The sequence below is a fragment of the Burkholderia sp. HI2714 genome (genome assembly GCF_002223085.1).
In the GTDB taxonomy this organism is placed as follows: Bacteria; Pseudomonadota; Gammaproteobacteria; order Burkholderiales; family Burkholderiaceae; genus Burkholderia; species Burkholderia lata_D.
In genome coordinates this window covers 23,133-43,998 of the sequence record NZ_NKFM01000029.1, presented here as the reverse complement: position 1 = coordinate 43,998, position 20,866 = coordinate 23,133, and the positions used below count along the sequence as shown (strand labels likewise).

27 protein-coding genes are annotated in these 20,866 nt (G+C 66.9%); 20 read left to right on the top strand and 7 right to left on the bottom strand.

Annotated elements, in window-relative coordinates; all coding sequences use genetic code 11:
* Window positions 1–119 precede the first annotated feature (119 nt).
* On the bottom strand, window positions 120–866 hold the full coding sequence (gene gpmA / locus CFB82_RS15960; RefSeq protein ID WP_027789056.1) for a 2,3-diphosphoglycerate-dependent phosphoglycerate mutase: 747 nt from the start codon (window positions 864–866) through the stop codon (window positions 120–122).
* 135 nt (window positions 867–1,001) lie between these two features.
* Here gpmA and CFB82_RS15955 point away from each other — a divergent pair, with 135 nt between their 5' ends.
* From CFB82_RS15955 to CFB82_RS15935, 5 genes are all read left to right on the top strand, one after another.
* On the top strand, window positions 1,002–1,424 hold the full coding sequence (locus tag CFB82_RS15955) for a rhodanese-like domain-containing protein (protein WP_059506565.1): 423 nt from the start codon (window positions 1,002–1,004) through the stop codon (window positions 1,422–1,424).
* Window positions 1,421–1,681 (top strand): glutaredoxin 3, encoded by a 261-nt coding sequence (gene grxC / locus CFB82_RS15950; RefSeq protein WP_039346228.1) that lies wholly within the window; start codon window positions 1,421–1,423, stop codon window positions 1,679–1,681. The genes CFB82_RS15955 and grxC overlap by 4 nt, the downstream gene beginning before the upstream one ends.
* A gap of 107 nt (window positions 1,682–1,788) precedes the next feature.
* Complete coding sequence (gene secB, locus CFB82_RS15945; RefSeq protein WP_011353285.1) at window positions 1,789–2,271, top strand: protein-export chaperone SecB; 483 nt, start codon at window positions 1,789–1,791, stop codon at window positions 2,269–2,271.
* Window positions 2,272–2,299: 28 nt separating this feature from the next.
* On the top strand, window positions 2,300–3,298 hold the full coding sequence (locus CFB82_RS15940) for an NAD(P)H-dependent glycerol-3-phosphate dehydrogenase (RefSeq protein WP_089484624.1): 999 nt from the start codon (window positions 2,300–2,302) through the stop codon (window positions 3,296–3,298).
* 85 nt (window positions 3,299–3,383) lie between these two features.
* Complete coding sequence (locus CFB82_RS15935; protein ID WP_089446482.1) at window positions 3,384–3,908, top strand: O-acetyl-ADP-ribose deacetylase; 525 nt, start codon at window positions 3,384–3,386, stop codon at window positions 3,906–3,908.
* 34 nt (window positions 3,909–3,942) lie between these two features.
* Here the strand turns inward: CFB82_RS15935 and trmL are convergent, their stop codons facing one another.
* Complete coding sequence (gene trmL / locus CFB82_RS15930; RefSeq protein ID WP_011353282.1) at window positions 3,943–4,413, bottom strand: tRNA (uridine(34)/cytosine(34)/5-carboxymethylaminomethyluridine(34)-2'-O)-methyltransferase TrmL; 471 nt, start codon at window positions 4,411–4,413, stop codon at window positions 3,943–3,945.
* 105 nt (window positions 4,414–4,518) lie between these two features.
* Window positions 4,519–5,322 (bottom strand): ComF family protein, encoded by an 804-nt coding sequence (locus tag CFB82_RS15925; protein ID WP_089484623.1) that lies wholly within the window; start codon window positions 5,320–5,322, stop codon window positions 4,519–4,521.
* An 81-nt stretch (window positions 5,323–5,403) separates the two neighbouring features.
* Between CFB82_RS15925 and CFB82_RS15920 the strand changes: the two genes are divergently transcribed.
* The 8 genes from CFB82_RS15920 (at window position 5,404) to CFB82_RS15885 (ending at window position 12,461) form a co-directional block, all read left to right on the top strand.
* On the top strand, window positions 5,404–6,369 hold the full coding sequence (locus tag CFB82_RS15920; RefSeq protein WP_089484653.1) for a methyltransferase domain-containing protein: 966 nt from the start codon (window positions 5,404–5,406) through the stop codon (window positions 6,367–6,369).
* Window positions 6,370–6,564: 195 nt separating this feature from the next.
* On the top strand, window positions 6,565–7,089 hold the full coding sequence (locus CFB82_RS15915) for a DUF2244 domain-containing protein (RefSeq protein ID WP_069248931.1): 525 nt from the start codon (window positions 6,565–6,567) through the stop codon (window positions 7,087–7,089).
* 55 nt (window positions 7,090–7,144) lie between these two features.
* On the top strand, window positions 7,145–8,740 hold the full coding sequence (gene coxB, locus CFB82_RS15910) for a cytochrome c oxidase subunit II (protein WP_089446479.1): 1,596 nt from the start codon (window positions 7,145–7,147) through the stop codon (window positions 8,738–8,740).
* Between the two features lie 43 nt (window positions 8,741–8,783).
* Complete coding sequence (gene ctaD, locus CFB82_RS15905; RefSeq protein WP_069248929.1) at window positions 8,784–10,391, top strand: cytochrome c oxidase subunit I; 1,608 nt, start codon at window positions 8,784–8,786, stop codon at window positions 10,389–10,391.
* A gap of 69 nt (window positions 10,392–10,460) precedes the next feature.
* Window positions 10,461–10,601 carry a cytochrome oxidase small assembly protein gene (locus CFB82_RS43240; RefSeq protein WP_089446478.1) on the top strand — a complete coding sequence of 47 codons (141 nt, stop codon included), beginning with the start codon at window positions 10,461–10,463 and terminating at the stop codon, window positions 10,599–10,601.
* Window positions 10,602–10,636: 35 nt separating this feature from the next.
* The gene (locus CFB82_RS15895; RefSeq protein ID WP_011353276.1) at window positions 10,637–11,245 is read left to right on the top strand and encodes a cytochrome c oxidase assembly protein; all 609 of its coding nucleotides are present in this window, start codon (window positions 10,637–10,639) and stop codon (window positions 11,243–11,245) included.
* 16 nt (window positions 11,246–11,261) lie between these two features.
* A complete protein-coding gene (locus CFB82_RS15890; RefSeq protein ID WP_069248927.1) occupies window positions 11,262–11,462 on the top strand; it encodes a DUF2970 domain-containing protein in 201 nt (66 codons plus the stop codon).
* Window positions 11,463–11,603: 141 nt separating this feature from the next.
* The gene (locus CFB82_RS15885) at window positions 11,604–12,461 is read left to right on the top strand and encodes a cytochrome c oxidase subunit 3 (RefSeq protein ID WP_069248926.1); all 858 of its coding nucleotides are present in this window, start codon (window positions 11,604–11,606) and stop codon (window positions 12,459–12,461) included.
* A 171-nt stretch (window positions 12,462–12,632) separates the two neighbouring features.
* On the opposite strand, the gene CFB82_RS15880 is transcribed toward CFB82_RS15885, so the two are convergent.
* The gene (locus CFB82_RS15880; protein ID WP_089484652.1) at window positions 12,633–12,884 is read right to left on the bottom strand and encodes a twin transmembrane helix small protein; all 252 of its coding nucleotides are present in this window, start codon (window positions 12,882–12,884) and stop codon (window positions 12,633–12,635) included.
* Between the two features lie 42 nt (window positions 12,885–12,926).
* Between CFB82_RS15880 and CFB82_RS15875 the strand changes: the two genes are divergently transcribed.
* The 5 genes from CFB82_RS15875 to CFB82_RS15855 are packed head-to-tail and all read left to right on the top strand — an operon-like array spanning window position 12,927 to window position 17,008.
* Window positions 12,927–13,637 (top strand): SURF1 family protein, encoded by a 711-nt coding sequence (locus CFB82_RS15875; protein WP_069249372.1) that lies wholly within the window; start codon window positions 12,927–12,929, stop codon window positions 13,635–13,637.
* Window positions 13,638–13,697: 60 nt separating this feature from the next.
* Entirely contained in the window at window positions 13,698–14,324 is a 627-nt protein-coding gene (locus tag CFB82_RS15870) for an SCO family protein (RefSeq protein WP_089446476.1), read from the top strand.
* A 24-nt stretch (window positions 14,325–14,348) separates the two neighbouring features.
* A complete protein-coding gene (locus tag CFB82_RS15865) occupies window positions 14,349–15,461 on the top strand; it encodes a COX15/CtaA family protein (RefSeq protein ID WP_069248923.1) in 1,113 nt (370 codons plus the stop codon).
* Window positions 15,462–15,469: 8 nt separating this feature from the next.
* Complete coding sequence (gene cyoE, locus CFB82_RS15860) at window positions 15,470–16,372, top strand: heme o synthase (protein WP_006477738.1); 903 nt, start codon at window positions 15,470–15,472, stop codon at window positions 16,370–16,372.
* An 18-nt stretch (window positions 16,373–16,390) separates the two neighbouring features.
* On the top strand, window positions 16,391–17,008 hold the full coding sequence (locus CFB82_RS15855) for an SCO family protein (RefSeq protein ID WP_069248922.1): 618 nt from the start codon (window positions 16,391–16,393) through the stop codon (window positions 17,006–17,008).
* 140 nt (window positions 17,009–17,148) lie between these two features.
* Here the strand turns inward: CFB82_RS15855 and CFB82_RS15850 are convergent, their stop codons facing one another.
* Together CFB82_RS15850 and CFB82_RS43235 are read right to left on the bottom strand one after the other, a co-directional pair.
* Window positions 17,149–17,439 carry a YciI family protein gene (locus CFB82_RS15850; RefSeq protein ID WP_069248921.1) on the bottom strand — a complete coding sequence of 97 codons (291 nt, stop codon included), beginning with the start codon at window positions 17,437–17,439 and terminating at the stop codon, window positions 17,149–17,151.
* 39 nt (window positions 17,440–17,478) lie between these two features.
* Window positions 17,479–17,703, bottom strand: a complete 225-nt coding sequence (locus CFB82_RS43235; RefSeq protein ID WP_179255408.1) for a hypothetical protein — start codon at window positions 17,701–17,703, stop codon at window positions 17,479–17,481.
* Here CFB82_RS43235 and CFB82_RS15845 point away from each other — a divergent pair.
* Both CFB82_RS15845 and CFB82_RS15840 read left to right on the top strand, forming a co-directional pair.
* A complete protein-coding gene (locus CFB82_RS15845) occupies window positions 17,678–19,282 on the top strand; it encodes a methyl-accepting chemotaxis protein (protein WP_089484651.1) in 1,605 nt (534 codons plus the stop codon). The genes CFB82_RS43235 and CFB82_RS15845 overlap by 26 nt on opposite strands.
* A 213-nt stretch (window positions 19,283–19,495) precedes the next feature.
* Complete coding sequence (locus tag CFB82_RS15840; protein ID WP_069248920.1) at window positions 19,496–20,311, top strand: MetQ/NlpA family ABC transporter substrate-binding protein; 816 nt, start codon at window positions 19,496–19,498, stop codon at window positions 20,309–20,311.
* Window positions 20,312–20,424: 113 nt separating this feature from the next.
* Here the strand turns inward: CFB82_RS15840 and CFB82_RS15835 are convergent, their stop codons facing one another.
* On the bottom strand, window positions 20,425–20,733 hold the full coding sequence (locus CFB82_RS15835) for a VF_A0006 family four-cysteine protein (RefSeq protein WP_089446473.1): 309 nt from the start codon (window positions 20,731–20,733) through the stop codon (window positions 20,425–20,427).
* Between the last annotated feature and the right edge of the window lie 133 nt (window positions 20,734–20,866).

Genomic DNA, 20,866 nt, shown 5'->3' with positions numbered 1-20,866 from the left:
TTCGAAAGCGGATTCGACAGCGCCGGAGCCGCGAAGGTTCGCGCGGTGCGCAGGGCAAGGGACGGGGCCGGGCGGGCCGCACCGGACGCGGCCCGTCCGGCTCACCCGGCCGACGGGCGTCAGCCCGCCTTGCCCTGCTTCGCGACGGCGGCCTGCGCCTGCGCGATCGCGTCCTGGTCGCCGAGGTAATAGTGCTTGATCGGCTTCAGGTTCTCGTCGAGTTCATACACGAGCGGCACGCCGTTCGGGATGTTCAGGCCGACGATGTCGCTGTCCGAGATGCCGTCGAGGTACTTGATCAGCGCGCGCAGCGAGTTGCCGTGCGCGGCGATCAGCACCTGCTTGCCGGCGCGCACCGCCGGGGCGATCGACTCGTTCCACAGCGGCAGCACGCGCGCGACCGTGTCCTTCAGGCACTCGGTGAGCGGCAGCTGCTCGCGCGGCACCTTCGCGTAGCGCGGGTCGTTGAACGGCGCGCGTTCGTCGGTCGGCTCGAGCGCGGGCGGCGGCGTGTCGTAGCTGCGGCGCCACACGAGCACCTGGTCGTCGCCGAACTTCGCGGCCGTTTCCGCCTTGTTCAGGCCCGACAGCGCGCCGTAGTGGCGCTCGTTCAGGCGCCACGAGTGGACGACCGGCAGGTACATGAGGTCCATCTTGTCCTGCACGTGCCACAGCGTGCGGATCGCGCGCTTGAGCACCGACGTGTACGCGATGTCGAACGTGTAGCCGGCCTCCTTGAGCAATTCGCCGGCCTGGTAGGCCTCGTTGCGACCCTGTTCGGTCAGGTCGACGTCGACCCAGCCGGTGAAGCGGTTTTCCTTGTTCCACGTCGATTCGCCGTGGCGGATGAGAACGAGTTTGTACATGGATCTTGCGGTCGGTAGTGAAGGAAGCTGTGGCGCGTCGCGCAGGACCCGATCCGGGCCCGCCATCGCGCAAGACGGTTATTTTATAATGGCGGGATTGTCCTCATCCGATTTCTCTTTTTCCGGCGGAATTCCGTGACGTTCTTTACCAATTACACCAACCTGGCCCTTATCGCGATCCTGGTGGTATCCGGCGGCCTGCTGGCCTGGCCCGCGCTGCGCCGCGGCCGCGGCGGCCTGTCGGCTGCGGAGGCGACGCAGCTCATCAATCGCCGCAACGCGGTCGTGATCGACCTGCGCGCCGCGTCCGACTTCGCCGCCGGCCACCTGCCGTCGGCACGTCAGGTCGCGGCGGGCGAGATCGGCGCGAAAATTGCGCAGGTCGCGAAGAACAAGAGCACGCCGGTGCTGCTCGTCTGCCAGAACGGCCAGCAGTCGCAGAAGGCGGCGCGCGAGGTCGAGGCGGCGGGTTACGCCGAGGTGCACGTGCTCGAGGGCGGCGTGGCCGCCTGGCAGCAGGCCGGGATGCCGGTCGTCAAACAAGGAGTGGCGAAGTGAACAAGGTTTTGATGTACAGCACGCAGGTGTGTCCGTATTGCATCCAGGCAGAGCGCCTGCTGAAGCTGCGCGGTGTCGAGCAGATCGAGAAGGTGCTGATCGACCGCGATCCGGCCCGCCGCGACGAAATGATGACGCGCACGGGGCGCCGCACGGTGCCGCAGATCTATATCGGCGACACGCACGTCGGCGGTTACGACGATCTGTCGAAGCTTGACCGCGAAGGCGGGCTCGTTCCGCTTCTGCAAGCGGCCTGATTAGGGCAGAATGGCCGCCGGCCGCGCCGCGGCTTGGGCGCGCAGGATTCATCCGTGGCGGCCGGCGAGAAGCCGGGCCGCCCCGTCACCACTTTTAGGGAAACACCATGTCCGACGTCGAAAACCAACCGTTCTTCAACATCCAGCGCGTCTACCTGAAGGATATGTCGCTCGAGCAGCCGAATTCGCCGGCGATCTTCCTCGAGCAGGACATGCCGTCGGTTGAAGTCGAAGTCGACGTCAAGGCCGACCGCCTCGCGGAAAGCGTGTTCGAAGTCGTCGTGTCGGGCACCGTCACCGCGAAGGTGAAGGACAAGGTCGCGTTCCTGATCGAAGCGAAGCAGGCCGGCATTTTCGACATCCGCAACATTCCGGACGAACAGCTCGACCCGCTCGTCGGCATCGCCTGCCCGACGATCCTGTTCCCGTACCTGCGTTCGAACATCGCCGACGCGATCACGCGTGCGGGCTTCCCGCCGATCCACCTGGCGGAAATCAACTTCCAGGCGCTGTACGAACAACGCCTCGCGCAGCTTCAGCAGCAGGCCGGTGCCGCAGCAGGCGCACCGAACGGCACGACGCTGAACTGACGTTTCACTCGGAGGACCGGTGCTGGGTATGAAAGTAGCCGTTCTCGGCGCCGGTGCCTGGGGCACCGCGCTCGCGGGCCATCTGGCCGCGCGGCACGATACGCTTCTGTGGGCGCGCGACGCCGCGCTCATCGCCGGGCTGCAGGCCCGGCACGAAAATTCCCGCTATCTGGACGGCATCGCGCTGCCTGACGCGTTGCGCTACGACGCCGATCTCGGCGCCGCGCTCGCGCATGGCGCCGCGGACGACGCGCTGTGCGTGATCGCCGCGCCGGTGGCCGGGCTGCGCACGCTGTGTCACGCGATGCGCGACGCAGGCTGCGTGCCCGCGCATGTCGTCTGGGTCTGCAAGGGCTTCGAGGCCGACACGCATCTGCTGCCGCATCAGGTGATCGCGGCCGAGCTGCCCGAACAGCGCAGCAACGGCGTGCTGTCCGGGCCGAGCTTCGCCCGCGAGGTCGGGCAGTCGCTGCCCGTCGCGCTGACGGTGGCGAGCACGTCCGCCGAATGCCGCGAGCGTACGCTCGCCGCGTTCCATCACGGCGCGATGCGGATCTATACGGGCGACGATGTGGTCGGCGTCGAGGTCGGCGGCGCGGTGAAGAACGTGCTCGCGATCGCGACCGGCATCGCCGACGGCCTCGGCCTCGGGCTGAACGCACGCGCCGCGCTGATTACGCGCGGCCTCGCGGAAATGTCGCGGCTCGGCGTCGCGCTCGGCGGCCGGGCGGAAACCTTCACGGGCCTCACGGGCCTCGGCGACCTGATCCTCACCGCCACGGGCGACCTGTCGCGCAACCGCACGGTCGGCCTGCAGCTGGCGGCCGGCCGCACGCTGAGCGATATCCTCGGCGCGCTCGGCCACGTGGCCGAAGGCGTGCGCTGCGCGCAGGCCGTGCTGGCCATCGCGCGCGCGCAGTCGATCGAAATGCCGATCACCGAAGCCGTGTGCGGCGTGCTGTTCGACGGCATCGCGCCGCGCGACGCCGTCAGCGGCCTGCTGCGGCGCGACGCGCGCGCCGAGTAACGCGGCCCGGCGCCGTGTTCGTTTCGGGCGCGCGGTGTCAAAGCGCGCTACGCTTGAACAATCTCCGGCGTTCCGAGAGGTTGTCATGCTGCGGATCCATTCCACCACGCTCGATGCGCAGGTCGTCGACATCACGACGCTCGATGTCGACGTGATCGTCAACGCCGCGAACGGCTCGCTGCTCGGCGGGGGCGGCGTCGACGGCGCGATCCACCGCGCGGCCGGCCCCGGCCTGCTTGCCGAATGCCGCACGCTCGGCGGCTGCGAAACGGGCGACGCCAAGCTCACGCGCGGCCACGGGCTGCCGGCGCGCTACGTGATCCATGCGGTCGGGCCCGTGTGGCACGGCGGCGGGCGCGGCGAGGCCGACCTGCTCGCGTCGTGCTACCGGCGTGCGATCGAGCTGGCCGAGGAGGTCGCGGCGACGTCGATCGCGTTCCCGGCGATCAGTTGCGGCATCTATCGCTATCCGGCTGAGGAAGCCGTCGAGATCGCGGTCGGCACCGTTGCCGAAATGCTGCCGCAGGCGCCGAATCTCGCACGTGTGGTGTTCGCGTGCTTTTCTCCCGACATCTACGACCTGTATCGCGCGCGGCTCGCGCGGACGTGACGCGTCCCGCGGTGCGGGATGCGCCGCGCAGGCGTCATGCGCCGCCTTCGAAACCGGCCTGGCGCCACGCCTCGAACACGACCACCGCGACCGTGTTCGACAGGTTCAGGCTGCGGTTGTCCGGCCGCATCGGCAGGCGCACGCGCTGTTCGTTCGGGAAGCGTTCGAGCAGCTCGGCGGGCAGGCCGCGCGTTTCCGAGCCGAACACGAACCAGTCGCCGGGCAGGAACGCATGATCGTGGAAGCGGCCCGAGCCGCGCGTCGTGAACGCGAACATCCGCGCGGGATCGGGCGTTTCCGCCGCGACGAACGCATCCCAGTCGCGGTGCACGCGCATCTGCGCATACTCGTGATAGTCGAGGCCCGCGCGACGCATCCGCGCGTCGTCGAGCGGGAAGCCGAGCGGCTCGATCAGGTGCAGGCGCGCGCCCGTGTTGGCGCACAGGCGGATCACGTTGCCGGTGTTCGGCGGAATTTCGGGGGCGACGAGGACGACGTTGAACATGTTTCGGTCTGGCTGGGCCGGCCGGGGCAGCGCCATGTGCGCGTTCCCGGCCGGCCGGTTCGTGGCGGCCGCCGCCGTGTTCGGGCGGCTGGCCTCTCTATCTAATTAATCCCTGGCGGTGCGCAGCGCAACCAGATTCGTCACGCGCGCGGCGCCTGCCGCCTTCAGCGCGTGTGCGGCGGCCGCGAGCGTCGCGCCGGACGTCATCACGTCGTCGACGAGCGCGACGTGATGGCCGGCGACGCCACCCGCCACCGCGAATGCCGCCGTCATGTTGTCGCGCCGTGCGTGCCGGTCGAGCCGCGACTGCGGCGCGGTATCGGCGACCCGCGCGAGCAGCGCCGCATCCGCACGCACGCCGAGCCGCCGCGCAAGCGGGCGCGCGATGGCCCACGCCTGGTTGTAGCCGCGCGCGACGAGCCGCCGGTGCGACAGCGGCACCGGCGCCACCAGGTCGAAGCCGCCGGCGCCGGGCGTATCGTCGATCAACCGGGCGAGCCGCATCGCGAATTCGGTGCCGAGCGCGAGTTGCCGGTGAAACTTCAGGCCGCGCGCGAGTCCGTCGAGCGGCGCGCGGTAATCCGCCAGCGCGAGCGTCGCATCGAACGGCGGCGGCGCCGCGCGGCACGCGTCGCACCGGTATGCGGCCGCGCGGCCGGCGCCGGCGCGAGCGCCGCGTAGCGGGGGCGAACGCGATGGCCCGATGCCCAGCGGCAGCGCGCAGACGTCGCAGCGCAGCCGCGCTTCATTCCAGTACGCGGCGTCGCAAGCGCCACAAATCACGGCGTGTGACATATTGCCGCACAGTGCGCAGCGATTCGGCAGCGCGACCGCGGCGACGCGCGCTGCCAGCGCGCGAACCTGCGACAAAGCGACGCGCATCGTGCGCGGGGCGGAACTGCGGATCATCGCAATACTCCTGACACCCCGCCTCAATGAAGCCCGCGAGGCGAGCGAGTATACTTCGGGCTCTTCGCCAGTGTGCCCGACATGTCCCCAGCTTCGACTTCAACCGGCCGTCCGGCCAATGACGCAAGGCGCCTGCGGCGGATCTTCGACCGCCGTGCCGCCACGTTCGATGCGGTCGCGTTCCTGCCGCGCGAGATCGCGCAGCGCATGAACGAGCGCCTCGAATACATCAAGGTGAGCCCCGCGGCCGTGCTGGACGCGGGCTGCGGCCCGGGCGACGACCTGCCGGCGCTGCGCGCGCGCTTTCCGGAGGCGCCGGTATTCGGCGTCGACCTGTCCGGCGCGATGCTCGCGCGAGCAGGGCAGCGCGAAGTCGAGCAGACGAGCTGGCGCCGCTGGCTGCCGGCCTCGCTCGGCCGCGCGCTGGGCCCGCGCGGCCCGCGCGTCGCGCAGGCCGATTTCGCCGCGCTGCCGTTCCCCGGCGGCGCGTTCGACCTGATCTGGTCGAATCTCGCCCTCCACTGGCATTCGCGCCCGGACGCGGTGCTACCCGAATGGCAGCGCGTGCTGCGCGTGAACGGGCTGCTGATGTTCAGCACGCTCGGCCCCGATACGCTGCGCGAACTGCGCGCGGCCTGCGCGGACGCCGAAGCGGCGCTCGGCATGGCGCCGCCCGCCGCGCGCGTGATCGATTTCGTCGACATGCACGACCTCGGCGACATGCTCGTCGAGAGCGGCTTCGAGATTCCCGTGATGGATCAGGAAGTGCTGACCGTCACCTACAAAACCCCCGACTCCCTGCTGGCCGACGTGCGCCGCTGGGGCGCCTATCCGTTCGACCGCGAGGCGCCGCAACGCGCGACGCGGCGCTTTCGCGCGGCGCTCGGCGACGCGCTCGAGGCCCGCCGGCGCGCGGACGGCACGATTCCGCTGACGTTCGAAGTGATTTACGGCCATGCATGGAAGGCCGTGCCGCGCACGACAGCCGAAGGGCACGGGATCGTGCGCATCGAGGACATCGGAAAGGGGCGTCCGAAGAATCGGTAAAGCGGTAAAGAGGGGTTTTGTTATGTCTGAAATTAGCGGCGCAAAGCGGGGTCGAAATGGCGCCTGAAATGGCCGGAAAGCTTGTCGCGCTTGGCTCGCGGGCCGATAGTCGCTTGCTTGTGGATGCCATTGAACCCGCCTATAATGCGTCAGCTTGTCGTCCCGGGGTCCCCGCAATACGGGGCGACGAGTCCGATGCAGGCATGCATCGCATGCCATTCGCGTGAGGCGGCGATGGAAGCAGCGAGGGTTTTGGCGGAGACGACGAACGGCGAGCCGGTCCTCGAGGACTGGCTCATGAAACGCAACTGTTCGGCGTCGCCGCGCCAGTTCGTGCTGTTTTATGCGTCGCTCGCGAGCTTCTCGCTGGTGATCGCGACATTGCTGATGTGGCGGGGGGCTTGGCTCGTCATGCCCTTCACCGGAATCGAATTGCTGGCTGTGGGTGTCGCATTTGCGATCTATGCTCGCCATGCGGTCGATTACGAGCGCATCAGGCTGTATCCGCACCGGCTCGTGATCGAGCGGATGGATGCGGAGCGGCTCACGCAGATCGAATTCAACCCGCGCTGGGTGCGGGTCGAGCCGGGTGCGACGCCACGCGATCCGATTCGGCTGGTATCGCGCGGGCAGACCGTCGTAATCGGGCAGCATCTCGCGCAGTACAAGCGGGCGCAGTTCGCCGACGAACTGCGCGCGTCGCTCAGGCGCTGCGGCTGACGAGGCGCGGGCACCGGCGGATAGGGCCGGTAGCTTGCGACGGGGGAGGGTTTGAATGGAAATTTTGGGTAAGGATGCTATGAAAACAATCAAGCGAGCCCTCGCGGGCGTGCTGGCATGCAGCGGATTGCTCTTTGCCGGTGCCGCCCTGGCGGTCGGTGATAGCCCGGGCGGCCCCCGTGTCAACGAGATCAACTTTCAGCCGCCTGTCACGAAGATCGCCGAGGAGCTCTACGATCTCCACACGATGATGCTCATCCTGTGTACGGTGATCTTCGTCGGCGTGTTCGGCGTGATGTTCTATTCGATCTTCGCGCACCGCAAATCCAAGGGCCACAAGGCCGCCAATTTCCATGAAAGCACGACCGTCGAGATCATCTGGACGATCGTGCCGTTCGTCATCGTCGTGCTGATGGCGCTGCCGGCGACGAAGGCCGTCGTCGCGATGAAGGACACGACGAACGCCGATCTCACGATCAAGGTCACCGGCTACCAGTGGAAGTGGGGCTACGACTACGTGAAGGGTCCGGGCGAGGGCATCGGCTTCCTGTCGACGCTCAGCACCCCGCGTGACGAAGTGATGGGCAAGAAGCCGATCACCGACACCTATCTGCAGGAAGTCGACAACCCGCTCGTCGTGCCGGTCAACAAGAAGATCCGCATCATCACGACCGCGAACGACGTCGTCCACTCGTGGTACGTGCCCGCGTTCGGCGTGAAGCAGGATGCGATCCCCGGCTTCGTGCGCGACACGTGGTTCAAGGCCGACAAGGTCGGTACGTTCCGCGGTTTCTGTACCGAGCTGTGCGGCAAGGAGCACGCGTACATGCCGGTCGTCGTCGAGGTCCTGTCGGATGACGACTACGCGAAGTGGGTCACCGCGCAGAAGGCCAAGCTGGCCAGCGCCGCAGTCGATCCGAACAAGGTCTACACGATGGCCGAACTCGTCGCGCACGGCGAGGAAGTCTACAAGGCGAACTGCGCGGCCTGCCACCAGGTGAGCGGCAAGGGCCTCGGCGCCTTCCCGGCCATGGACGGCAGCCCGATCGTGAACGGTCCGATCGCCGGCCACGTCGAGCGCGTGCTGCATGGCAAGGGCGCGATGCCGTCGTGGGCGTCGCTGTCGGATCTCGACATCGCGTCGGTCGTCACGTACGAACGCAATTCGTGGGGCAACCACAAGAACGACCTGCTGCAGCCGAAGCAAGTGGCCGACGCGCGTAACGGCAAGATGCCGGAAGACGCGGCGGGCGCAGCGGCAGCGGCGCCGGCGGAAGCCGCTTCGGCACCGGCGCAGGCTGCGTCGGGCGCGGAGCAGCCGGCGGCAGCGGCATCGGCCGCACTGTCGACGATCTACTTCGAGACGGGCAAGAGCGTGCTGCCGGCCGACGCGAAGGCGGCGATCGCCGCCGCGGCCGACTATGCGAAGGCACATCCGGACGCGAAGCTCGCGCTGTCGGGCTTTACCGACAAGACGGGCTCGGCCGACGCGAACGCCGAACTGGCGAAGCATCGCGCACAAGCCGTGCGCGACGCGCTGAAGGCAGCAGGCGTGGCGGAAGACCACATTATTCTCAAAAAGCCGGAAACGATCACGGGCGGGGCTGACGCGAAGGAAGCCCGGCGTGTCGAGATCGGCCCGGCGGCTTGACGTGTCGCTGAGTTAGTCGACGTATTCGCATTAGGAGATTCTCATGTCTAGCATCGGGCACGACGTAGCCGCGGACCACGCGCACGACGACCACGCGCACGAAATGCCGCACGGCTGGCGGCGCTGGCTGTTCGCCACCAACCACAAGGACATCGGTACGCTGTACCTGTTGTTCTCGTTCATCATGTTCCTGTCGGGCGGCGTGATGGCGCTCGCCATCCGGGCCGAGCTGTTCGAACCGGGCCTGCAGATCATGCGTCCGGAGTTCTTCAACGAACTCACGACGATGCATGGCCTGATCATGGTGTTCGGCGCGATCATGCCGGCGTTCGTCGGCTTCGCGAACTGGATGATTCCGCTGCAGATCGGCGCGTCCGACATGGCGTTCGCGCGGATGAACAACTTCAGCTTCTGGCTGCTGCCAGTCGCGGCCGTGCTGCTGGTCGGTTCGTTCTTCGCACCGGGTGGCGCGACGGCCGCCGGCTGGACGCTCTACGCACCGCTGTCGACGCAGATGGGCCCGGGCATGGACTTCGCGATCTTCGCGGTCCACATCATGGGCGCATCGTCGATCATGGGCGGGATCAACATCGTCGTGACGATCCTGAACATGCGCGCACCGGGCATGACGCTGATGAAGATGCCGATGTTCGCCTGGACGTGGCTGATCACGGCGTACCTGCTGATCGCCGTGATGCCGGTTCTGGCGGGCGCGATCACGATGGTGCTGTTCGACCGCCACTTCGGCACGTCGTTCTTCAACGCGGCAGGCGGCGGCGACCCGGTGATGTACCAGCACATCTTCTGGTTCTTCGGCCACCCCGAGGTGTACATCATGATTCTGCCGGCGTTCGGGATCGTGTCGCAGGTGATCCCGGCGTTCGCACGCAAGACGCTGTTCGGCTATAGCTCGATGGTGTACGCGACCGCTTCGATCGCGATCCTGTCGTTCATGGTCTGGGCGCACCACATGTTCGCAACGGGCATGCCGGTCACCGGCCAGCTGTTCTTCATGTACGCGACGATGCTGATCGCGGTGCCGACGGGCGTGAAGGTGTTCAACTGGCTCGCGACGATGTGGCGCGGCTCGATGACGTTCGAAACCCCGATGCTGTTCGCGATCGGCTTCCTGTTCGTGTTCACGTTCGGTGGTCTCACGGGCCTGATGCTCGCGATGGCGCCGCTCGACATCCAGTATCACGGGACCTACTTCGTGGTGGCGCACTTCCACTACGTGCTGGTGGCCGGCTCATTGTTCGCGCTGTTCTCGGGCTGGTACTACTGGGCGCCGAAGTGGACGGGCTGGATGTACAACGAGACGCGCGGCAAGATCCACTTCTGGGCGTCGATGATCTTCTTCAACCTGACGTTCTTCCCGATGCACTTCGTCGGTCTCGCAGGCATGCCGCGTCGCTACGCGGACTACCCGGCGCAGTTCACGGACTTCAACCAGGTGGCGACGATCGGCGCATTCGGCTTCGGCCTCGCGCAGGTGTACTTCCTGTTCGCGGTCGCGCTGCCGGCCTACCGTGGCGGCGGCGAGCTGGAAAAGGCGTCGGACAAGCCGTGGGATGGCGCGGAAGGCCTCGAGTGGACGGTGCCGAGCCCGGCTCCCTTCCACACATTCGAGCAACCGCCGCACGTCGAGTAAGTTTCACAGTGCGTTCCGCCGCTGCCTGCCGCGCAGGCAGGCGCGGCGGGCGTCGAACCGAAGTTGCAGATGAACCGGAATCCACAACAAAGACGAACGCCCGAGCAGATCCGCGCGGGCAACAAGCGGCTCGGCCTCACCCTGCTCGTCATCGCCGCCGTCTTTTTTATGGGTGTCGTGATCAAGCAGTGGTGGCTGTCCACTCACTGATGCAGCAACAGACGCAGTAGCGAGGAAGTTGTCGTATGTCGAAGCCGGAAGAGGGCGCCGTCGATCGGGCGTTCAATCGTTCGATGCTGGTGAAGCTCTTCGTCGTGGCCGGGCTGATGTTCGGTTTCGGCTTCGCGCTGATCCCGATGTATCGGGCGATCTGCCAGATCACCGGCATCAACAACCTGGTGCAGCGCGATGTCAGCGAGCGCGAGGTGAAGAATTCGCAGGTCGATACCAGCCGCACGGTGTCGGTCGAGTTCGATGCGAATGCGCGCGGCCCGCTCGGTTTCAAGCCGGAGCACAACAGCCTCGACGTGCATCCGGGCGAGCTGACGACGATCGTGTACGACGTGACGAACGGGCAGGGCCGGCCGGTCGTTGCCCAGGCGATTCCGAGCTACGCGCCGAAGCAGGCGACGGAGTTCTTCAAGAAGATCGAGTGCTTTTGCTTTACGCAGCAGACGCTGGCCGCGAACGAATCGCGCAAGATGCCGGTGGTGTTCGTGATCGATCCGAAACTGCCGAAGGACGTGAAGACGATCACGCTGTCGTACACGTTCTTCGAGCTGAATACGCCGGCCACGCCGGCGCCCGCGCCGGGCAAGACCGCGGCGCAGGGCGCGGCGAAGCCGGACGCATGACGACGGAGGCGGGGCGATGACGGAGGGCAAGCGGGACGGGTCGTTCGGCCAGGCGCTGAAAGCCGTGCTGTGGTCGTTCTTCGGGGTGCGCAAGCGGCGCGACCTGGAGGCCGACGCGACGCAGCTGAATCCGCTGCACGTGCTGATCGTCGCGTTGCTGGCGGCCGGTGTGTTCATCGGCGTGCTGATCCTGATCGTGCGTGCCGTCGTGGGCTGAAGCCCGCGGCCACGAAATAAGAATGCAGTGCGCGGCGCCACGGCGCCGCGTGCAGGAAGGAGCGGTGGTGGTCACGCCGCGCAAGAAATAAAGCCGGAGCGGTTTCCGGTACACAAATTGGACTGAAGTGGAGAATCAAGCATGAGCGGTCAAAACCAGACCCCGTACTATTTCGTGCCGCATCCGTCGCAGCATCCGATCAGCGCGGCCATCGGCCTGCTGGTCATGCTCGGATCGACAGCGCTGTGGATCAACGGTCACGACTGGGCGCCGTTTACGGCGCTGCTCGGCCTGCTTTGGTTGCTCTTCACGCTGTATCACTGGTTCGGTGACGCGATCGCCGAATCGGAAGGCGGTCATTACGGCAAGAACGTCGACAAGTCGTACCGCTGGAGCATGAGCTGGTTCATCTTCTCGGAAGTCATGTTCTTCGGCGCATTCTTCGGCGCGCTGTTCTATGCACGTGAAATCGCGCTGCACCAGCTCGGCAGCCTCGACTACAAGCTGATCTGGCCGGATTTCTCCGCCGTGTGGCCGAACGAAGGCCCCGCCGCGCTCGCCGGTCACTTCAAGACGATGGGCCCGTGGCCGATCCCGACGCTGAACACCGCATTCCTGCTGTCGTCGGGCGTGACGCTGACGATCTCGCACCACGCGCTGCGTGACGACTACCGCAAGAAGGCGATCGCCTGGCTGGCCGCGACGCTCGCGCTCGGTATCTGCTTCCTGTTCCTGCAGGGCTTCGAGTACTACCACGCGTACAACGAACTGAACCTGACGCTGAACTCGGGCGTGTACGGTTCGACGTTCTTCCTGCTGACGGGCTTCCACGGCTTCCACGTGTTCCTCGGCGGCACGATGCTGGCGGTGGTGCTGGTGCGGATGATCCGCGGCCACTTCAAGCCCGATCACCACTTCGCATTCGAAGGCGCCGCGTGGTACTGGCACTTCGTCGACGTCGTCTGGCTCGGCCTGTACGTCGTCGTCTACTGGCTGTAAATGGAACAACGGCCCGCGCAGCAATGCGCGGGCCGTTTTCATTGGGTCGGCCGGGCAGCGTGACTGCCGGCCTTCACCACCCGGGCGCCGCCGCGACTCAGTCAGGCGGCGCTTTTGCTTGGTGCCGCGGCTGTGCGGCGAAATGTCACAGCGGCCGCGGCGGCAATTCGATCAACGCCCGATCGGCAGGCCGGTCGAATGGATCCAGCCCATCCAGTTCGCGATCAGGATGAGCAGGAACAGCGACACCGACAGCCCGACGCGGGTGGCGAGCGACCAGACCATGCGTTTCGTGTGGCCGCGGTCGTGCATCATGAAGTAGAGCGCCGAGCCCATGCTGGCAATGATGAGGACGAAGGCGATGGGAACGAGTATGTGCCTGACACGAACCGGACGACGGCAATTCGAAAGGAAGAGGATAATTATCGCACTTCGGTTGTCAGCAGGTGCCGGGCGGGCCGCATGATGAAGATACGCTGGCTGCCCGCGCTGCTGATCCTCGTCGTCGTCGCGGTCACGATCCGTCTCGGTTTCTGGCAGCGCGACCGCGCGCACCAGAAGGAAGCGCTGCAGGCGAGCATCGCGCGCTACGAGCAGGCGGTGCCCGTCGATATCGGCGCGCAGCCGGTCCCGCTCGCGTCGATCGAGTTTCATCGCGTGCGGGCAAAAGGCCGTTTCATGCCCGAGCAGGCCGTGTTCCTCGACAATCGGCCGTATAACGACCAGCCGGGTTTTTACGTCGTGATGCCGTTTAAACTCACGGGCGGCGGCGTCGTGCTCGTGAATCGCGGCTGGCTGCCGCGCAATATCGCCGATCGCACGGCGATCGAGCCGTTCGCGACGCCCGCGGGCGACGTCGAGATCGTGGGCATCGCGCGCGCCGACGCGTCGCGGGCATTCGAGCTCGGCGAAGGCGGGTCGGCTGCGCACCAGAAGATCCGGCAGAACCTGGACGTCGCCGCGTATGCGAAGGAAACAGGGCTGCCGCTGCAGCCGTTCGTGATCCAGCAGACGAGCGACGACGGCGACAAGCTCGTGCGCGACTGGCCGGCGGCGACGACCGGCGTCGAGCGCAATTACGGTTACATGTTTCAGTGGTGGGCGATGGCGGCGGCCGCGCTCGGCTTCGGCCTGTACGCCGCGCGGCGTGCGGCGAAGAAGTCGGCCGGCGCGTGAGCGCCATGCCAGGACGCGGCGCCGGCGCCGCGGGTTTGTTTCGAGAGGTCTGATTTGTCCATGCAATCTCCCCGTCAGGGTTCGGCCGCTGCGCCGATGTCGCCGGCGGCCCGCAAGCGCGGCCGCTGGATGCTCGTGCTGCTGGGTCTCGTGTGCGCCGCACCGATGATCGCGTCGTACTTCACCTATTACGTGATCAAGCCGAAGGGCGGCTCGACCAACTACGGCACGCTGATCGAGCCGCAGCGTCCGATCCCCGCGGATCTGCAGGTGACCGACGAAACCGGCAAGACCGTGCCGCTGTCGTCGCTGCGCGGCGTGTGGCTGTTCGTGATGACCGACAGCAGTGCGTGCGACGAGGCCTGCGCGAAGAAGCTCTATTTCATGCGCCAGATCCGCGTCACGCAGGCGGGCGAGCGGCACCGGCTCACGATGGTGTGGCTGCGCAGCGACGCGGGCGCGACGCCGCAGAATGTGCTGGATGCGTACCCGGACACGCGCCGTCTCGTCGCCGACCCGGCCGCGGTGGCCGCGTGGCTGCCGGCCGACGCGGGCACGAAGGATAGCGACCACATCTACATGGTCGACCCGAACGGCAACCTGATGATGCGCTTCCCGAAGGATCCGAACCCCAGCAAGATCAAGTCGGACGTGACGAAGCTGCTGAAGTGGTCGAGCATCGGCTAAGGCAAGACGAGAGGCATTGAACCGATGGCGTATCTACTGCAACTCGGCCTGATCGGCTTCTGCATCGCGCTGCTGCCGCTGTCGTACGTGTGGGTGAAGGCCGACGACAACAAGTTTCGCAAGCTGGTGTGGATCACCACCTTCCTGACGCTCGACCTGGTGATGTTCGGCGGCTTCACGCGGCTGACCGATTCGGGGCTCGGCTGCCCGGACTGGCCCGGCTGCTACGGCACGTCGTCGCCGTTCATCGCGCACGCCGCGATCACGGCCGCGCACCAGGCGATGCCGACGGGCCCCGTCAGCATGTCGAAGGCGTGGATCGAGATGATCCACCGCTATTTCGCGATGGCGATCGGCGTGCTGATCATCGCGCAGGTCGTGATCGCGTGGTCCGCGCGGCTGCGCCGCCGCCCGCTGCACGTGTCGCCGTGGTGGCCGACGAGCCTGCTGCTGCTGATCCTCGTGCAGGGCGCGTTCGGCGCGTGGACGGTCACGATGAAGCTGCAGCCGGTGATCGTCACGATCCACCTGCTGCTCGGCCTCACGCTGCTCGGCACGCTCGGCTGGCTCGCGGCGCGGCAGACGCCGCTGCCGTCGCATGACCCCGAAGCCGGCCGCTATCGCGCGGCCGCGCTCGCGGCGCTCGTGCTGCTGGTCGTGCAGATCGCGCTTGGCGGCTGGGTGAGCACCAACTACGCGGTGCTCGCGTGCACCGACTTCCCGACCTGCAACGGCCAGTGGATCCCGCCGATGGACTTCCAGCACGGCTTCCACCTGTGGCGCGCGCTCGGGATGACGAAGGACGGCGAGGCGATCACGCAGGACGCGCTGGTCGCGATCCACTGGACGCACCGCACGTTCGCGTTCGTGGTGGTCGCGTACCTGGTTGCGTTCGCGCTGAAGATGCGCCGCTTCGAATCGCTGCGGCGGCCCGCGAACGGCGTGCTGCTGGTCGTCCTGCTGCAGTTCGTGACGGGCCTGACCAACATCGTGCTGCAGTGGCCGCTGCCGGTCGCCGTCGCGCACAACGGCGGGGCCGCGATCCTGCTGCTGCTCGTCGTCATGTTAAACTTTCGCATCCTTTCAAGCCGCCCCGGCCGTGTCGCGCAGCCTGTGCGCGACGCCGCCCCGGCGTGACCGCCCCCATGCAAAGCACCCTCTCCCAATCGCCCGGTAGCCGGTTTTCGCAATACATGGCGCTGACGAAGCCGCGTGTCACGCAGCTCGCGGTGTTCTGCGCGGTGATCGGCATGTTCCTCGCGACGCCGGGCATGGTGCCGTGGCACGTGCTGATCGGCGGTACGGTCGGCATCTGGCTGCTGGCCGGCGCCGCGTTCGCGATCAACTGCCTCGTCGAACAGAAGATCGACGCGATGATGCGCCGCACCGCGTGGCGCCCGTCCGCGCGCGGCGAGATCACGACCCCGCAGATCCTGCTCTTCTCGGCCGTGCTCGGCAGCGTCGGCGCATGGACGCTCTATACGTTCACGAACCCGCTGACGATGTGGCTGACGATCGCCACGTTCGTCGGCTACGCCGTGATCTACACGCTGCTGCTCAAGCCGATGACGCCGCAGAACATCGTGATCGGCGGCGCGTCGGGCGCGATGCCGCCGGCGCTCGGCTGGGCCGCGGTCACCGGCGCGGTGCCGGGCGACGCGTGGATCCTCGTGCTGATCATCTTCGTGTGGACGCCGCCGCATTTCTGGGTGCTCGCGCTGTATCGCCGCAAGGATTACGAGAACGCGGGGCTGCCGATGCTGCCGGTCACGCATGGCGAGAAATTCACGCGGCTGCACATCCTGCTGTACACGGTGATCCTGTTCGCGGTCACGCTGATGCCGTTCATCTCCGGGATGAGCGGAGCCGTCTACCTGACGAGCGCGGTGCTGCTCGGCGCGGTGTTCCTCGCGTATGCGTGGAAGATCCACCGCGACTACTCGGACGAACTCGCCCGCAAGGCCTTCCGCTACTCGATCGTCTACCTGTCGCTGCTGTTCGCCGCGCTGCTCGTCGATCACTATGCACGCCCGCTGCTCGGCGTGTAACCGCACGGTTTGAACGCAATGCTCCCATCACGTTTCGGGCGCCGCGCGCGCCAAGGCTGGATGCTCGCGTGCGCATTCACGGCAGCGCTGCTGCTCGCCGGATGCGACAACGCGCCGAAATTCCAGAATCTCGACATCACCGGCAACACGCAGTTCGGCAGCGACTTCTCGCTGCCCGATACGGCCGGCAAGGTGCGCACGCTCGCCGACTTCAAGGGCCGTGCGGTCGTGATGTTCTTCGGCTATACGCACTGCCCGGACGTGTGCCCGACGACGATGGCCGAGCTGTCCGAAGCGCTGAAGCAGCTCGGGCCCGATGCCGCGAAGCGCGTGCAGGTGCTGTTCGTCACCGTCGACCCGGAGCGTGACACGCCGGCGCTGCTCGGCCAGTACGTGCCCGCGTTCGATCCGTCGTTCATCGGCCTGCGGCCGGCCGACGAAGCGGCACTGAAGAAGGTCACGAAGGATTTCCGTGTGTACTACGCGAAGGTGCCCGGCAAGACGCCCGGCAGCTACACGATGGATCACACGGCCGCGAGCTACGTGTTCGACCGCGACGGCAAGCTGCGCCTGTTCGTGCGCGACGGCCAGGGCCCCGGCCCGTGGGTCCACGACCTGAAGCTGCTGGTCGACTGACCGGTAGCCGCCGGGCGCCCGGCCCGGCGATCACGTGACGGCCGTCTCGCGCCGTCACGTTTTCCCTCCCTCTTCGTTGTTTGCATGCGCCGCCCGCCGGGCGGCGTAGCGGCCTGCGCGCGTATCGCGTGGATGTCGCGTTACGGCAGCGCGGGCACGTTGAAGCCGGATGCGGCACGCGTGATCCGGAATTCCGTCACGCGATACGTGGCGAGCCCCTCGATGACGAACGGATCGGTCTTCAGGATCGCGTCCAGCTCGTCGCGATCGATGCGGGCCGCGAGGATCACGCCACCTTCGCGCGGCACCTTCGGCCCCGCTGCGATGAAGATGCCCTTGTCGAACTGCGGCTGCAGGAATGCGCGATGGCGTTCGAGCGCGTCGTCGATGCGCTCGAGCGATGCGGTGTAGTGGATGTCGATGACGTACATGGGTGGCCCTCGGAATGGCGCCGGCTCTTCGTGTGCCGGCTAGCCGGTCTTTTTAGCACAGCGGATGCGGACTGTCGCGCCGGCGGTCGCGGTGCGCGGGCGGGATGTCGATCGCGGGTTCGCGGCGCCGGCCGTATTCAAGTTGTAAGCCTCGGTGCCGTAAATGAATGGGCAAGCGTTTGCGTGCGGCAGGCCGTTCGCGCGCAGCGTGCGCATCGACATCGACAGAGGCACGCAGATGAGCAGAATGAGTTTGAACCGCAAGCTGTGGCTCGCGCTTGCGCTGGTATGGATCGGTCTCCTGGGCGTCGGCGCATGGAGCGCGTACGAGACGCGCGCGACGATGCTTGCCGAACGCAAGGCAGGCATCGCGAATTTCGTCGATTCGGCGGCCGGCATCGTGAAGGCGTATCACGCACTCGCGCAGAGCGGCACGCTGCCCGAGGCCGACGCGAAGCGCGACGCACTCGCGAGCCTGGCCGCGATGCGCTACGGCGATTCGGGCTACGTGTTCGTGATGGATTCGAAGCTGGTCGTGCTGATGCATCCGACGCTGCCGAAGCTGGTCGGCACGCAGGTCGGCGACTATCTCGATCCGGACGGCAAGCCGCTGTTCGTCACGATCCTGAACGCGGCGAAGGAAACCGGCAGCGGCTTCGCCGAGTATCGCGGGCGCCTGCCGCACAGCGAGACCGCCGTGCCGAAGATCAGCTACGTCACGCGCTTCACGCCGTGGGACTGGAACATCTCGAGCGGTGTCTTCCTGAAGGACATCGACACCCTCTACTACCGGACGCTGCTCGGCCACCTCGCGGTCGTGTTCGTGATCGGCTTCGTGATCAGCGTGGCGATGCTGGTGATCATCCGCAACGTGCGCAGCAGCCTCGGCGGCGAGCCTGACGAAGCGGCCGCGCTCGCGACGCGCATCGCGCAGGGCGACCTGACGCAGCCGGTGCCCGTGCGGGCGGGCGACCGCACGAGCATGATGGCCGCGATGCACGACATGCAGGCACGGCTGCAGGCGACGATCGGCGGGATTCGCCAGTCGGCCGGATCGATCGCGTCGGCGAGCCGCCAGATCTCGGCGGGCAACGACGACCTGTCGCAGCGCACCGAGGAGCAGGCCGCATCGCTGGAGGAAACCGCCGCGAGCATGGAGCAGCTGACCGCGACCGTGAAGCAGAACGCCGACAACGCGCGGCAGGCGAGCGGGCTCGCGAACAGCGCATCGGAGATCGCGCGCACCGGGAGCGACGTCGTGAACCGCGTGATCGGCACGATGGGCGAGATCGACGACAGCTCGCGCAAGATCGCCGACATCATCGGCGTGATCGAGGGCATCGCGTTCCAGACCAACATCCTCGCGCTGAACGCGGCGGTCGAAGCTGCGCGCGCCGGCGAGCAGGGCCGCGGCTTCGCGGTGGTGGCGGGCGAAGTGCGTTCGCTCGCGCAGCGCAGCGCGACGGCGTCGAAGGAGATCCGCGAGCTGATCGTCGACTCGGTCGAGCGCGTACGCAATGGGTCGACGCTGGTCGGCCAGGCCGGCACGACGATGGGCGAGATCCTGCAGGCCGTCGCACGCGTGACCGACATCATGGGCGAGATTGCGGCGGCATCCGAGGAGCAGGCGAGCGGCATCACGCAGGTCGGGCGCGCGGTCACGCAGATGGACCAGGTGACGCAGCAGAACGCGGCGCTCGTCGAGGAGGCCGCTGCGGCCGCCGCGTCGCTGCAGGAACAGGCCGCGCGGCTGCGCGATGCGGTCGGCGCGTTCCGGGTCGGCGGGCAGGTGGGGGAGCCGGTATTCGAGACGAAGGCGGCGGATCGGGCAGCGGTGGCGTGACGCACGTCGGCTGACGCGCGACTCGCATGAACGCAACTAACGGCCGAGTCGCGCTACCCCCGCCAGCACCGCTGCGGTGCATACCCATATGAGCGGGATGTATTTCACTTCCCGCCGATCCTGTGACACCATTTGCCCCTTCCTGCGAGTCGGGGCATACCCGTATCGCGCCCCATTTTTCAGTCATCCAGTAAGCAAGAAAGCGAGAAACAGATGAAGCGTCGCAGTCTCCTGAAGGTATTTTCCGTGCTGGCCACCGGTGCAGCACTGACGCTGTCGGCAGGCGCGCACGCCGAAGACAAGGTGATCAAGGTCGGCACGGTCGCCGGCCCGGATTCGGAAGTGTGGCAGCTCGTGCAGAAGGTCGCGAAGGAGAAGGAAGGCCTGAACGTGAAGGTCATCGAGTTCAACGACTACGTGCAGCCGAACGCGGCGCTCGACTCGGGCGACCTCGACGCGAACAGCTTCCAGCACCAGCCCTACCTCGACAGCCAGGTGAAGCAGCGCGGCTACAAGCTGGTCAGCGCGGGCCTGACCTACATCTCGCCGATGGGCGTGTACTCGAAGAAGTTCAAGGCGCTGAAGGACCTGCCGCAAGGCGCGAAGGTCGCGGTGCCGAACGATCCGTCGAACGAGAACCGCGCGCTGCTGCTGCTGCAGACGCAAGGCCTGATCAAGCTGAAGGCGGGCGCCGGCACGGGCGGCAACAACGCGACGGTGCTCGACATCGCCGACAACCCGAAGAAGCTGAAGATCTCCGAACTCGACGCCGCGCAACTGCCGCGCGTGCTGTCGGACGTCGACGCAGCCGTGGTCAACACGAACTACGCGCTCGCCGCGAACCTGCAGCCGACCAAGGACGCGATCGCGCTCGAATCGCTGACGAGCCCGTATGCGAACCTGATCGCCGTGCGCGCGAAGGACAAGGACCAGCCGTGGGTGAAGAAGCTGGTCAAGGCATACCAGTCGCCGGAAGTGCGGGAATTCATCAAGAAGCAGTTCAAGGGCTCGATGGTCGCGTCGTTCTGAACGCCGCCCACCCGCCTGACCGCTGAACGAAAAGGGCCTGCATCGCGCAGGCCCTTTTTCATTGGCGCGGCCGATCGACGACGGCCGCACTGTGTGGCGCGTTCAACGCCGGCTCACATCTCGCCGCGCCGCGAGCAGATCGACATGATCTGCTGGATCGCATAGTTGTCGCGCACGCCCGGCAGCGACTGCACGACGCACTCGTGAAAGCGCCGCTCGCGCGGCAGCAGCATCGCATTGTTGCGATACAGCGCGTCGCATGAGCGCTGGATCAGTTGCGCGGCCGCGCCGTTGCGGCTTTCGCGCAGCGCATTGAGCATGCAGTCGTCGTATTGCGCACTGCCGTCGGTCAGTGCGAATGCCACACCCGGCAGCGCCAGCGCGACGGCCGCGAATGCGATGACTCGGATCCCCCGTTTCATGTGCCCTCCGATGGCGTGGACTGGGTCGGCCGACAGCATAACGTAAAGCCGCGAGCGCGGCTGACGCGTTGCGCCGAGGCCGGCCGGAACCGCCGCCGGCCGGGCTTCGCGCGCGTTCGCGGGCTTCGACGGG

Coding starts and splice junctions, on each gene's coding strand:
- gpmA (WP_027789056.1), bottom strand. CDS start 866: ATGTACAAACTCGTTCTCATCCGCCACGGCGAATCGACGTGGAACAAG.
- secB (WP_011353285.1), top strand. CDS start 1,789: ATGTCCGACGTCGAAAACCAACCGTTCTTCAACATCCAGCGCGTCTAC.
- CFB82_RS15940 (WP_089484624.1), top strand. CDS start 2,300: ATGAAAGTAGCCGTTCTCGGCGCCGGTGCCTGGGGCACCGCGCTCGCG.
- CFB82_RS15935 (WP_089446482.1), top strand. CDS start 3,384: ATGCTGCGGATCCATTCCACCACGCTCGATGCGCAGGTCGTCGACATC.
- trmL (WP_011353282.1), bottom strand. CDS start 4,413: ATGTTCAACGTCGTCCTCGTCGCCCCCGAAATTCCGCCGAACACCGGC.
- CFB82_RS15925 (WP_089484623.1), bottom strand. CDS start 5,322: ATGATCCGCAGTTCCGCCCCGCGCACGATGCGCGTCGCTTTGTCGCAG.
- CFB82_RS15920 (WP_089484653.1), top strand. CDS start 5,404: ATGTCCCCAGCTTCGACTTCAACCGGCCGTCCGGCCAATGACGCAAGG.
- CFB82_RS15915 (WP_069248931.1), top strand. CDS start 6,565: ATGCAGGCATGCATCGCATGCCATTCGCGTGAGGCGGCGATGGAAGCA.
- coxB (WP_089446479.1), top strand. CDS start 7,145: ATGGAAATTTTGGGTAAGGATGCTATGAAAACAATCAAGCGAGCCCTC.
- ctaD (WP_069248929.1), top strand. CDS start 8,784: ATGTCTAGCATCGGGCACGACGTAGCCGCGGACCACGCGCACGACGAC.
- CFB82_RS43240 (WP_089446478.1), top strand. CDS start 10,461: ATGAACCGGAATCCACAACAAAGACGAACGCCCGAGCAGATCCGCGCG.
- CFB82_RS15895 (WP_011353276.1), top strand. CDS start 10,637: ATGTCGAAGCCGGAAGAGGGCGCCGTCGATCGGGCGTTCAATCGTTCG.
- CFB82_RS15890 (WP_069248927.1), top strand. CDS start 11,262: ATGACGGAGGGCAAGCGGGACGGGTCGTTCGGCCAGGCGCTGAAAGCC.
- CFB82_RS15885 (WP_069248926.1), top strand. CDS start 11,604: ATGAGCGGTCAAAACCAGACCCCGTACTATTTCGTGCCGCATCCGTCG.
- CFB82_RS15875 (WP_069249372.1), top strand. CDS start 12,927: ATGAAGATACGCTGGCTGCCCGCGCTGCTGATCCTCGTCGTCGTCGCG.
- CFB82_RS15870 (WP_089446476.1), top strand. CDS start 13,698: ATGCAATCTCCCCGTCAGGGTTCGGCCGCTGCGCCGATGTCGCCGGCG.
- CFB82_RS15865 (WP_069248923.1), top strand. CDS start 14,349: ATGGCGTATCTACTGCAACTCGGCCTGATCGGCTTCTGCATCGCGCTG.
- cyoE (WP_006477738.1), top strand. CDS start 15,470: ATGCAAAGCACCCTCTCCCAATCGCCCGGTAGCCGGTTTTCGCAATAC.
- CFB82_RS15855 (WP_069248922.1), top strand. CDS start 16,391: ATGCTCCCATCACGTTTCGGGCGCCGCGCGCGCCAAGGCTGGATGCTC.
- CFB82_RS15850 (WP_069248921.1), bottom strand. CDS start 17,439: ATGTACGTCATCGACATCCACTACACCGCATCGCTCGAGCGCATCGAC.
- CFB82_RS15845 (WP_089484651.1), top strand. CDS start 17,678: ATGAGCAGAATGAGTTTGAACCGCAAGCTGTGGCTCGCGCTTGCGCTG.
- CFB82_RS15840 (WP_069248920.1), top strand. CDS start 19,496: ATGAAGCGTCGCAGTCTCCTGAAGGTATTTTCCGTGCTGGCCACCGGT.
- CFB82_RS15835 (WP_089446473.1), bottom strand. CDS start 20,733: ATGAAACGGGGGATCCGAGTCATCGCATTCGCGGCCGTCGCGCTGGCG.